10 protein-coding genes are annotated in these 12454 nt (G+C 65.3%); 4 read left to right on the top strand and 6 right to left on the bottom strand.

Going from position 1 to position 12454, the window contains the following annotated elements; genetic code table 11:
• Nucleotides 1-3 precede the first annotated feature (3 nt).
• From AC51GT_RS05250 to mqo, 6 genes are all read right to left on the bottom strand, one after another.
• Nucleotides 4-1566: a GAF domain-containing sensor histidine kinase gene (locus AC51GT_RS05250; RefSeq protein WP_496325466.1), complete on the bottom strand. Its 1563-nt coding sequence runs from the start codon at nucleotides 1564-1566 to the stop codon at nucleotides 4-6.
• 71 nt (nucleotides 1567-1637) lie between these two features.
• Nucleotides 1638-3062 (bottom strand): cobyrinic acid a,c-diamide synthase CobB, encoded by a 1425-nt coding sequence (locus AC51GT_RS05245; protein WP_496328109.1) that lies wholly within the window; start codon nucleotides 3060-3062, stop codon nucleotides 1638-1640.
• Complete coding sequence (cobO, locus tag AC51GT_RS05240) at nucleotides 3056-3670, bottom strand: cob(I)yrinic acid a,c-diamide adenosyltransferase (RefSeq protein ID WP_496328108.1); 615 nt, start codon at nucleotides 3668-3670, stop codon at nucleotides 3056-3058. The genes AC51GT_RS05245 and cobO overlap by 7 nt, the downstream gene beginning before the upstream one ends.
• A gap of 50 nt (nucleotides 3671-3720) precedes the next feature.
• Nucleotides 3721-5619, bottom strand: a complete 1899-nt coding sequence (locus AC51GT_RS05235) for a VWA domain-containing protein (protein WP_496328107.1) — start codon at nucleotides 5617-5619, stop codon at nucleotides 3721-3723.
• A gap of 4 nt (nucleotides 5620-5623) precedes the next feature.
• Entirely contained in the window at nucleotides 5624-6079 is a 456-nt protein-coding gene (locus AC51GT_RS05230; RefSeq protein WP_496325299.1) for a GNAT family N-acetyltransferase, read from the bottom strand.
• 12 nt (nucleotides 6080-6091) lie between these two features.
• Nucleotides 6092-7576: a malate dehydrogenase (quinone) gene (mqo, locus tag AC51GT_RS05225; RefSeq protein ID WP_496325300.1), complete on the bottom strand. Its 1485-nt coding sequence runs from the start codon at nucleotides 7574-7576 to the stop codon at nucleotides 6092-6094.
• A 207-nt stretch (nucleotides 7577-7783) separates the two neighbouring features.
• Between mqo and AC51GT_RS05220 the strand changes: the two genes are divergently transcribed.
• From AC51GT_RS05220 to AC51GT_RS05205, 4 genes are all read left to right on the top strand, one after another.
• Nucleotides 7784-8800: an alpha/beta hydrolase gene (locus AC51GT_RS05220; protein WP_496328106.1), complete on the top strand. Its 1017-nt coding sequence runs from the start codon at nucleotides 7784-7786 to the stop codon at nucleotides 8798-8800.
• Nucleotides 8793-10187, top strand: a complete 1395-nt coding sequence (locus AC51GT_RS05215; RefSeq protein ID WP_496328105.1) for a mycothione reductase — start codon at nucleotides 8793-8795, stop codon at nucleotides 10185-10187. The genes AC51GT_RS05220 and AC51GT_RS05215 overlap by 8 nt, the downstream gene beginning before the upstream one ends.
• A gap of 73 nt (nucleotides 10188-10260) precedes the next feature.
• Nucleotides 10261-10404 (top strand): hypothetical protein, encoded by a 144-nt coding sequence (locus tag AC51GT_RS05210; protein WP_496325303.1) that lies wholly within the window; start codon nucleotides 10261-10263, stop codon nucleotides 10402-10404.
• 240 nt (nucleotides 10405-10644) lie between these two features.
• Nucleotides 10645-12450, top strand: a complete 1806-nt coding sequence (locus tag AC51GT_RS05205; RefSeq protein ID WP_496328104.1) for an HNH endonuclease signature motif containing protein — start codon at nucleotides 10645-10647, stop codon at nucleotides 12448-12450.
• Nucleotides 12451-12454: the final 4 nt, after the last annotated feature.

The following is a 12454-nucleotide window of genomic DNA, read 5'->3' as shown; positions in this document are numbered from 1 at the left end:
GAGTTACAGCGGTACCGTCCAGGTGATGGTGGTCCCGCCTCCGGGCGTGTCGGAGATGGCGAATGTGCCGTCGTTCTGTTCGGCCCGTCGCGCGAGATTGTTCAATCCGCTGTGGGTCACGGTCGTACCGATCCCCACCCCGTTGTCGGTGATGGAGATGCTCAACACTTCGTCCGCGGAAACCAGGACGTCGATCCGGTCCGCCTTCGAATGCCGCAGTGCGTTCGAAATACCTTCGCGCAGAACAGCTTCGATATGTCCGTCGAGCCGCGAGGGCACCAGCGTGTCGACGGGTCCGGCGAAACGCACCGACGGTGAGATCGGCGCGTGAGCAGACAACTCGGTGACGATGTCCAATGCCCGGCGCCGCAGCGTGGCCGAATCCTGGGCACCCTCCCCCGAGGTGTTGAGATCGAAGATCGCCGTCCGGATCTGCTCGACGGTCCGATCCAGGTCGACGATCGCCTGACTGAGCTGTCCATCTCCCCCGCTCCGGGCCGAGAACGACTGCAACGACATCCCGATCGCGAACAGCCGCTGGATCACATGATCATGCAGGTCCCGGGCGATCCGGTGACGATCGGTGAGCATGTGCATCTGCCGGGTCACCGCCTGCTGCTGATCGTAAGCCAGTGCCATCGAGGCGATGTCGGCCGTGGCGATCAGACCGGACTCCTCCTCCTCGGCCCAGATCGGGCGCTCGGCGTGGGTCAGCATCATCACGCCGAGACGCCCTCCGGAGCGCAGCAGCGGCACCATGCTCACCCACGCCGCGCCGCCGCGCACCAGCGGTGCCGGGATTTCGCTTGCCGGGGCGACCTCGAGGCCGGCGAACTGCCCCAGCTCGAAAGCACCCAGGCGCGGGGGTTCGCCGGTGTGCGCCAGAACAGTCGCACGGTTGTCGTCGGTACCCACCATGAAAACGTCTGTGGCCCCGGCCAGATCCGCGAGATCGTCGGCCAGCGAGGTCAGTGTGTCCTCGAGCGCGGCTCCGACGAGCGGTCCGGCGCCCCGTCGAGCCAGCATCCGCATCCACCGTTCCCGGGTGCGTGCGCTCTCGAACAACCGGGCGTTGTCGATCGCCACACCGGCCGCGGCCGAGAGCACCCGGACGGCCACCTCGTCGGCTTCGTTGAATCCGCCGCCGGTGACCTTCTCGGTGAGATAGATACTGCCGAACACCGACCCGCGCACGATGATGGGCGCCCCGAGGAAGGTCGCCATGGGTGGATGGTTGGCGGGGAATCCGACCGCGCTCGGATGGGCACCCAACTCGTCGATGCGTAACACCTGCGGATGGTTGATCAGCAGGCCCAGCACACCACGACCCACCGGCAGGTGCCCCATCGTCGCCCGCACCTGCGGTTCGATGCCGGTATGGACAAACGCCGAGAGCCGTCCGTCGTCACCGCGCACACCGAGCGCGCCATACCGGGCGTCCAGCGCATCCACGGCCACATTGATGATCCGCTGCAGGGTGGCGTCGAGATCGAGACCGCTGCCCACGGCCAGGACGGCCTCGAGGAGCTCACGCATGACGACCGGACTGTCACGGAGCTCGCTCATGTCGACCCCGGCGAGCAGCCCTGCCGTCAGATCGACCTCCCCTGCACCATCGTCCATCGCCGGGCCCGGGTTCACCGTTGCCCCACAGGGACCCGGCGCGCGGCATTCACCAGCCGCGACACCGCCTCCGGATTGCCGGCCGGATGCGTGTGCAGGTAGGAAGCGTGAACCTGGGCGCCGGGCCGCGCCGACGTCCAGCCTTCCTTCTCGGCGACCCCGTCGCGCCGCCAACCCCAGGCCGATGGCGCCGAATCATCGACTGCGGTAACGGTTGTGCGGTGGAACTCGTGTCCCCGAACCCGCGTGCCGGCGTCGAACAGCATCGAATCGGTGATGGCCACCGCATCGCGATAGCCCAATGTCAGTCTCTTGCCGAAGGTTCCACGTAGCGGCAGCACTCCGGCCATCGCGTGGTTGTCCAGGCTCTGCGACAGATACAACAGGCCGGCGCATTCGGCATGGATCGGGATCCCCGAACCGGCCGCGGCGCGCAGTGCGGTGAGCAGCGGCCTGTTCGACGCCAAGGCGGCGGCGTGTTCTTCGGGGAATCCGCCACCGATCACCACGGCGGCAACACCGTCCGGCAGGAGGTCGACCACCGGGTCAAAGGTCACGACGTCGGCACCGGCCGCCCGGAGCATCTCGCTGTGCTCGGCGTAGCCGAAGGTGAAGGCCGCGCCGGAGGCAACCGCGATCACGGGCCTGCCGGTTCCGCCCGTCGCCGCCTCCGGGGTACCCACCTCGTCAACGGCAGACCAGATCGCGCCTGATCGTCCTGCCGGACCGATGTCGGCGGCGGCGACCAGAGCCGGCACATCCACTGCGCCGCTGATCAATTCGGTCATCGCATCGATGGCCTCGAGCGCTTCGGGACCGCGTTCGGCAGCCGGGATGAGACCGAGGTGACGGGAGGGCACCGCCATCTCCGAATTGCGCGGCACCGCACCGAAGACCTGAAGCCCGGCACGATCACACGCCTGGCGCAGGACATATTCGTGTCGCGGTGAGCCCACCCGGTTGAGGATGACACCACGGATGTCGATGCCCGGGTCGAAGCTGACGAATCCGTGCAGGATCGCCGCCAGGGACTGGCTGTGCCCTGATGCGTCGACCACCAGCACCACCGGCGCACCGAGGAGGTTGGCCACCTGCGCGGTCGAACCCGGAGCGATCGCGGGCATGTGGTCTTCGGTGATCCGACCGTCGAACAGGCCCATCACCCCCTCGATCACCGCGATGTCACATCCGGCCGAACCCGCCCGGTACAGCGGTCCGATCCGTTCCTCGCCGACCAGCACGGGATCGAGATTGCGCCCCGGCCGGCCGGCTGCGATGCCGTGGTAGCCGGGATCGATGTAGTCCGGACCGACCTTGAACGGCGCCACCTGATGGCCCGCACGTGCCAGCGCACCGATCAGACCTGTTGTGATCGTGGTCTTTCCGCTCCCCGACGCCGGGGCGGCGATCACGATGGCCGGCGGCGACGTGGTCACCATTCGATGCCCTTTTGCCCTTTGCGGCCTGCATCCATGGGGTGGCGCACCTTCACCATCTCCGTGACCAGATCGGCGGCCTCGATCAGTGCCGCCGGCGCCCGGCGGCCGGTGATCACCACGTGTTGCTTACCCTCGCGGCTGCCCAGCACCTCGAGAACATCGTCCAGATCGATCCATCCCCAGTTGATCGGATACGTGAACTCGTCGAGAACATAGAACTGATGCCGCTCGGCGATGATGCGGCGGCGGATCTCGGCCCAGCCCTGGGCGGCCTGCTCGGCATGGTCGGCCTCGCCCCCGGCATGGCGGATCCATGACCAGCCCTCACCCATCTTGTGCCACTGCACCGGACCACCTTGCCCGGTGGCTCTGTGCAGTTCACCGAGGGCGGTGAGCCCGGTCTCCTCGCCGACCTTCCACTTCGCACTCTTCACGAACTGGAAGACGCCGATGTCCAGTCCGGCGTTCCAGGCGCGCATGGCCATCCCGAAGGCCGCGGTGGATTTACCTTTGCCGTCCCCGGTGTGCACAGCGAGCACCGGCTGATTGCGCCGTGCACGTGTGGTCAGTCCGTCGTCCGGAATAACGGATGGAACACCCTGGGGCACAACATTTCCCTTCTACACCACCACTGAGTGAGGACTCATGTCCGAGTCGCTCACGCCGCCGATCGGACGACCGCGGCGACGCCACCGGCTGTCAGATCGGCGAGCTGCACACAATCACCGGCCAGCTGACCGGCAAGCACCCGGGCCAGACCCAGTCGAACCATGCCCTGTTCGCAGTCCACCACGATCGCCGACATGCCGTCCCGGCGCAGCCGGTCGGCGGCTGCGGCCGCACGGGTCAGCGCTCCACTGCCCGACGTGGCCCTGCCATCGGTCAGCACCACGATCAACGGTCGTCGGTTCGGTTCTTTGTAGGCATTGCGGCGCACCACGTCTCGCGCCATCAGCAGCCCTTCGGCCAACGGCGTCCGGCCACCGGTCGACACACCCGTGAGCCTGCGGACCGCGGCATCCACCGAACGTGTGGGCGGCACGGTGACCTCGGCCCCGGCGCCACGAAGGGTGACCACCGCGACACGATCGCGGCGCTGATACGAATCGGTCAGCATCGACACGACCGCGCCGGACACCGCGTCGAGCCGTTTGCGGGCCGTCATCGAACCCGACAGGTCGAGGACGAACACCACGAGGTTGCCCTCTTTGCCCCGTCGCTCGGCGTAACGGAGGTCGTGCGGCAGCACGCGCAGGCGGGTGTGCCCGCGTTCGATGTGCTCGTCGGCGGCGGCCAGGATCGTGCTCATCAGGTGCACCCCGTGCCCACCGTCACGAACCCCGCGGACAGCCTGTCCCCGGCTGCTCGATGACGGCGACCGTCGCCCCGGCTCGCCATTGCCGACCCCGGTGGCGCGCAACGCCTTCACCGCGCTCCCCCGGCGGTCCGATGAAAACCCTGGACCCGGGGGTGGTGCACCACCCCCGCCGGGGTTATCCGGATCAGGATCGGGTTCACCGGATTCGGGCGCGACGGAGCCAGGAGCCCCACCATCAGGTGTGGCCGAACCGTCTGGCGCACTGTCATTCTCGGTATCGGGGGCCTCAGACGTCTGCTGATCAGCTTTCTCGACGGCGTCGTCGATCTGCTGCTCGGTCAGGCCGGGCTCGTCGAACGGGTCACGCCGACGCCGGTGTGGCAACGCCAATTCGACGGCGCGCCGAACATCGATGTCTTCGACTTCCGCAGCTCCGCGCCAGGCCGCGTGCGCCCGGGCCGTCCGGGTGACCACGAGGTCGCCGCGCAGACCATCGACTTCAAGTTCCATGCAGATCGCCGCGATCCGGCGCAGCTGCGTCGTCGGTAGGACAACCGATTCCAGGATGGCCCTTGCCTTTTCGATCGCGGTGGCGATCTCGGCATCGGCGTCGGCATACTCTGCGGCAAATCCCGCGGGATCGGACTCGAATGCCATGCGGCGTTCGATCACCGCGACCCGCTGCGACACCTCGCGGGGCGCAGTCACATCCACCGCCAGGCCGAATCGGTCCAGCAGTTGCGGTCGCAGCTCACCCTCTTCCGGGTTCATCGTGCCGACCAGGACAAACCGCGCGGACTGGGTGTGGGACACACCATCTCGCTCGATGACCACCCGCCCGGTCGCGGCCGCGTCGAGCAGCACGTCGACCAGATGATCGGCGAGGAGATTGACCTCGTCGATGTAGAGGACGCCGCCGTCTGCGCGCGCCAGCAGCCCGGGAGTGAAGGCCTTTGCCCCCTCGGCGAGGATCTTCTGCAGATCCAGCGACCCGACCACGCGGTCCTCGGTGGCACCGATCGGCAGTTCGACGACGGCAGCCGCCGAGCCGGCCTGCCGTGGCAGCAACGGTCCCAGCGCACGAACCACCGTCGTCTTGGCGGTGCCCTTCTCGCCGCGGATCAGCACCCCACCGATCGCCGGGGCTATCGCGGAAAGGATCAGAGCAAGCTTGAGCTGCTCTGATCCGACCACCGCGCTGAACGGGAACCGGAGATCCGGTTCCGCCGGAATCGTCACACCGTCAGCGATAACCGCCACGCTTCATCGGGGTATGCGGGACACCGTCGAGCAGGTACTCCTCGCCATCGACGACAAACCCGTGCTTGGCGTACATGTCGAGAAGGTAGGTCTGTGCGTGGATCTTGCACAGATCCGACCCCACATCGGCCAACGCGGTCTGCAGCAGACGGCTGGTATGGCCTTGCCCACGACGCGACCGCTCGGTGCACAGGCGACCGATCCGAAAGGACTTGCCACCGTCGTGCTCTTCGATCAGACGCAGGGTGCTGATGATCTCGCCGTCTTCTTCCAGCCACAGGTGCCGGGTGTCGGGATCGAGGTCACGCCCATCGAGTTCGGCGTACGGACACGCTTGTTCGACGACGAACACCTCCAACCGCAGCTGAAAAATCTTGTACAGCGTCGGCATGTCGATGTCCTGGGCCCAACTGCGGTGCAGGCTGGCGGTTGCTGTCATATGCGATACCTATCACACGGCAGCAGGGGCTGCCAGGTGAGCAGAAATCTCACCGGTGCCCTGCCCGTTGGTGTCGACCAGGTTCAGCACTTTCGATGACCAATCCCACACCTGGGTGAACAGATCCGGGTTGTCGTTGAGCTTGGTGCCGTACGACGGGATCATCTCGATGAGCTGCGGCTCCCAGGACTGGAAATGCTTCGGGAAACAGCGCTGCAGGACGTCCAGCATGGCCGGGACCGCCGTCGAGGCACCCGGTGAGGCACCCAGTAGACCGGCGATGCTGCCGTCCTCGGCAGCGATCACTGCGGTGCCGAACTCGAGCGCGCCGCCACGGCCCTTCTTCCGGATGACCTGGACGCGCTGACCGGCGATGATCATTTCCCAGTCCTCGGCAGCCGCGCGGGGCACGAACTCGGACAGTGTTTCCACCCGGTCGGCAGTACCCGCGGCGAGCTCGCTGATCAGGTACTTGAGCAGACCGAACTCCTTGGGAGCGATCGACAGCATCGGGATCGCGTTGCCCGGCTTGATCGACGCCAGCAGGTCGGTGTTCTTACCTTCTTTGAGGAACTTCGGCGACCAGCCGGCATACGGCCCGAACAGCAGGCCCGGAGTGCCGTTGATGACGCGGGTATCGAGGTGCGGGACCGACATCGGCGGTGCACCGACGGCGGCCTTGCCGTACACCTTCGCGCTGTGCTCGGCGATCAGCTCCTTGTTGGTGCAACGGAAGAAGGCACCGCTGACGGGGAAACCGCCGAAACCCTTGGCCTCCTTGATGCCCGACTTCTGCAGGAGCTGCAGGGCGCCACCACCGGCACCGACGAACACAAAGTTCGCCTTGACCGTGGACTTCTCCTTGGTGCGAAGGTTCTTGACCTTCAGGCGCCAACTACCGTCCGATTCCTTGTTCAGGTTCGTGACGGAGTGGCCGAAGTTGACGGTGGCACCGGACCGGCCGACGAAGCCGAGCAGTTGCTGGGTCAGCGCACCGAAGTCGACGTCCGTACCGCCGGTGAACCAGTTGAGTGCCACCGGATCCGAGAAGTCGCGGCCGGCCGACATCAGCGGCAGGCGCTTGGTGAACTCGGCGGGGTCGGTGATGTACTCCATCCCCTTGAAGAGGGTCTGGCCGGCGAGGTTGTCGTAGCGCTTGCGGAGGTAATCGACATTCGACTGGCCGTGAACGAAGCTCACGTGTGGGATCGGGTTGATGAACTCCTCGGGAGAGGAGAGCACGCCGGTCTCGACGGAATTGGCCCAGAACTGCCGCGACACCTGGAACTGTTCGTTGATCGTCAGCGCCTTGGTGATGTCGACGTCCCCGTCGGCGGTCTGCGGGGTGTAGTTCAACTCACACAACGCGGAGTGTCCCGTACCCGCGTTGTTCCACGGATCGCTGCTCTCGGCAGCGGCCGCATCGAGGCGCTCGAAAATGCTGATCGACCAATCCGGCTGCAGACGATGCAACAGCGTCGCCAATGTGGCGCTCATGATTCCGGCGCCTACCAGCGCAATGTCGGTTGTGATCACTTCACCGTCGCGCGGGGTTGCAGACTCAGACACTCCAGCTCAACTTCCTGTTCCAGCCTATCTACGTGTGGCAACCATTGTCCCTCATCGGTCGCCGTGAACTGCAACTGGTCCGCCCTTGTCGCACCACGAAGCCGACGCCGGTCGCGCTGACTACAGTGAACAACCGTGGCACCTTCTCCCTGGCAGCCCGACGCCCTCGGCCCGGACTTCTCGACACTCACCTTCGACCTCGGATCCGATCCCGACGGCGAAGGCGAGATCGTCGCAACCCTGATCCGGCACGGGCAGCCCGAGGCGGCCACAGCCGCGGTCCTCTATGTCCACGGCTTCACCGACTATTTCTTCCAACGCGAACTGGCCGAGTTCTTCACCACGCGCGGGTACGCATTCTATGCGCTGGACCTGCGCAAATGTGGCCGTTCGCAACGGCCGGGCCAAACTCCACACCAGATCACCGACCTGGCGGCCTACGACACCGAGCTCGACCTGGCGATGGCCCAGATCGACGCGGACACCGCCGCGGCGCCGGTCGTCGTCGTCGCCCACTCGACCGGAGGTCTCATCACCCCGCTCTGGCTCGACCGGCGCCGTGCGCGCGCCGGCACCGCGGTGGGCAGAGCGGTCGGACTGATCCTGAACTCCCCCTGGTTCGATCTGCAGGGTGCGCCGATCCTTCGCAGCGTCGGAACCACGGTGATCAACTCGGTCGCCCGCGTCCGGCCGACGACAGCCATCCCGCGCAAGCTCGAGGGCGCCTACGGCCGAAGCCTGCACAACTCGGTGCACGGCGAATGGGATTACGACCTCAATTACAAACCGCTGGACGGCTATCCGGTGACCTTCGGATTCCTCAGCGCGGTCCGCCACGGCCAGGCGCGCCTTCATCAGGGCCTCGACGTCGCCGTCCCATCACTGGTGCTGCGCTCCGACGCGACCACACTGGCAGGCCGAGGACCAGACGGTGTGGTCCCGGACATCGATTCGGCCGACGGGGTCCTCGACACCCGGCAGATCACCCGTTGGGCGGGTTGCCTCGGTGACCGCATCTGTGTGGTCCCGGTGCCCGGCGCGCGGCACGACGTCTTCTTGTCGAAAACGGGTGTGCGCGAACTCGCGTACGCCGAAATGGATAGTTGGTTGCACAGCAATCAACAACGAATACGAGGTGGACAGAATGCCTGAACCGACTGTGGTTGATCTGGCGATCATCGGATCGGGTACCGGTAATTCCATCCCCGACCAACGGTTCGACGACCAGCAGATCGCGATCTTCGAAGAGAGCATCTACGGCGGCACCTGCCTGAACGTGGGGTGCATCCCCACCAAGATGTTCGTCTACGCCGCCGAGGTCGCCGAGACCATCCGGGAAGGTGCCCGGGTGGGCGTCACCGGCTCGGTCGACAAGGTCGACTGGCCGGGCATCGTGAACCGTGTCTTCGGGCGCATCGACCCGATCTCCGCGGGCGGCAAGCGTTACCGCGTCGAGGACTGCGACAACATCACGGTCTACTCCAGTCATGTCGAGTTCGACGGGGTCGACGACGATGGCCGGTATCGGTTGCGCACTGCCGCAGGCAATCTCGTCCTGGCGACCAAGGTTGTCATCGCGTCGGGTTCGCGGCCGGTGATACCTGATGTCATCGCGGAGAGCGGCGTGAAAGTACACACCAACGACGACATCATGCGGCTGCCGCAGGTGCCCGAACATCTCATCATCGTGGGCAGTGGCTACATCGCGGCCGAGTTCGCCCACGTCTTCGGGGCATTGGGTTCGAAGGTGTCGATCATCGCGCGTAGCGGTGCGCTGCTACGGGCCCAGGACCACGACATCTCGGCGCGATTCACCGAGATCGCCACCGAGGCCTGGGATGTGCACCTCAACGCCAAGCTGACCACCCTGGTGCCCACGGAGCGGGGCCTCCGGATGGAACTCGGTGACGGGTCCGTCCTGGACGCCGATGCATTGCTTGTCGCCGTCGGCCGGACACCGAACTCGGACAAACTCGGACTCGACACCGTCGGCATCAAAGTCGGCGCCGACGGCCGTATCAGACGAGATGCCTACGGCCGCACTGCCGCTCGGAACGTGTGGACCCTTGGGGACGTGAGCTCGCCGTATCAGCTCAAGCACGTCGCGAACCACGAAGGCCGGGTCGTGCAGGCCAATCTGTTGCGCGACTGGGACGGAACCGATCTCGATTCCTTCGACAATCGATTCGTGCCCGGTGCGGTCTTCACGCACCCTCAGATCGCGTCGGTGGGGATGACCGAGAACGAAGCCGTCGCCGCCGGTCTTGCCATCACCGTCAAGGTCCAGGCCTACGGCGACGTCGCCTACGGCTGGGCGATGGAAGACACCACCGGCCTGTGCAAGGTGATCGCGGAAAAGGGCACCGGCCGGATCCTGGGTGGCCACATCATCGGACCGCAGGCACCGACCGTCATCCAGCCGCTGATCCAGGCGATGTCTTTCGGTACCGACGCCCACACCTTGGCCCGCGGCCAGTACTGGATCCACCCGGCCATGCCCGAAGTCCTCGAGAACGCATTGCTCGGCCTGGAGATCTAGTCAGGCCGGCATGAGCCGGTGAAACGCGCCATGACACATGCCCCACGTATTTCACACCAGGGGCGGGTCGGGTGTGCTCGATGAGGATTTCGCCGACGAGGTCGGCAACGATGATGGTGTCGTCGGCGGTAACGATGACATGCCCGAAGGCGCATCGGCCAGCGGCTTTGCTGGCGACTCCGGCGGCGTGAATGTGCTTTGCTGCCCAGTGTTTTGAGGTGGGTTCCGCCGGTTTCGTATTCGGTGGCGCCGAGTTGCCGGCATGCATTCGGCGATGGATAGACATACCGCAGCCACGCAGCCGTGCGCTTCTTCCTGGCTCGAGGCGAGCAAATGCCAGCGGGCCGGTGTCACCACCAACACCAGCAGAAGTGTTACCGATGTCCTGAGACAGAACTGTCACCGATGTCCCGAGACTTCAAATTGTCTGTCGTACCCCTGACCTAGACTCAAATGTATGTTCGAGGGGGAGTTCGAAGATGCAGGTGGGGACGATGAAATCGGTCCTGTCGAGTCGCTGGGTGTCAATGAATTGTTGCGTAACACCGAACTCGCGATGGCCCAGCAGTCGCGGATGGAGTGGGAACGGTACGCCGCTGCGGCGATGCTGCACCGACATCTCGTTGAGCCCACTGCCGGGTCTGAGGCGGAGATGCGGGCGCTTGATCCGTTCGCGCAGTGTGCGGCGAGATTGTCTGCCGCACAGGGCCTGACGCAGCGGACTGCGGAGTTGCAGATCAACCGTGGGGTGGCGTTGCGCGATCGCTTGCCTGCGGTCAATGAATTGTTGAAAGCCGGGCGCATCGCCGCGCATCATATTCCGGACATCATCGCGCGGACTGAGTTGATCGAAGGCTCAGCCCATATGGCCGATATCGATGCGGCGATCGCTGAACGGTTGAACCGTCCGGGGGCGTGGTCGAAGGGTCGGATGCGAGACATGGTCGATGCGATCATCTTCCGCCGGGATCCGGATCTGGTCCGGAAGAACCGGGAGGATGCGAAAAACAATCGTGGGGTGTGGGCCAACAACACCGACCACGGCATGGCAGTACTGGATGCGCATTCCACCGCTGAGGAATTGACGTTGATCATGGCCAGGTTGGAAAAACTGGCGATGGCCACCTGTAAGGCTGATCCGCGGAAAAAGGCTGACCGGCTCGCGGATGCCTTGTTCGCCACGGTGATGGGCCGCGAGTTCATGTGTGAATGCCCGAATGATCCGAAGCATCCGTGCACCGCTGAGATCATCACCGTTCCTGCCGGACAGGTGGTTTCGGGTGTGGATGTGAAGATCGTGCTGCATGTGATCGCTGATCAGGCCACCGTCGATGGTCGCGCCGACAATCCAGGCTTCATCGACGGACACGGCGTGATTTCCGGCGATCACGTTCGAGACATCGCGGCTCGCCCGGAAACGGTGCAGCGGCCGATGGGCAACAAGACTGCCCCCACCCAGCCGGAGCAGCCAGAACCTGCTCCTGCATCTGCACAACAGGAATCCGCACCGCCCGAGCCTCAGCCAGAACCCGGACAGCCGCGGCCGGAGACCGACCCGGCGCAACCAGCAGCCGAGCAGCCGGAATCAGAGCCCGAGCAGGAGACGCCAAAACCGAAGCGTCCGAACGTGAACATGCGCCGACCGCAGAACCCACCAGCCGCGGGCGGCATAGTCACAGCCCCGTTCCCTCAGGTGATTCCGCTGCCGGCGACCCAGCCCGGCGATCAGTACCGGCCGTCGGTCGTCCTCGACAGTTATCTCCGGATCCGGGATGTGTACTGCATGTGGCCCGGCTGTGAACACAAGGCCTGGGGTGCCGACCTGGACCACACCTGCGAGTACAACCACAACGATCCTGAGGCCGGTGGCTGTACCCATCCGTCAGAGATGAAGACCCTCTGCCGTTTTCATCATCTGCTCAAGACCTACTCGGACTGGCTTGATGATCAGTACCCCGACCCTCAGACCGGACGGACGCGGCTTGTCTTCACCACACCCGAACGCCGGCACTATCACGGCCCGGGATGGACCGGCGATGACCTGTTCCCGACGCTGAGGTTGATCGTCTTCGACAACCAACGCGGCTCACCAAAAACATCGCCGCCATCATCACCGCCAAGATCTCAGCCGCGCACTGCTGCCAAACATGCACGCCGGCAACAGGAACGACTCGCCAACCGCCGGCAGCGCGAACTGGCAGACCAACTCAACCGGGAACGCCGCGAAGAGCGAGGAAGGAACGAACCGCCGCCGAGCTACTGAATGC

It is taken from the genome of Williamsia sp. z34 (assembly GCF_059553395.1).
The sequence above is the reverse complement of the archived record's forward strand: the minus strand, read 5'-3'. Positions and strand labels throughout refer to the sequence as shown.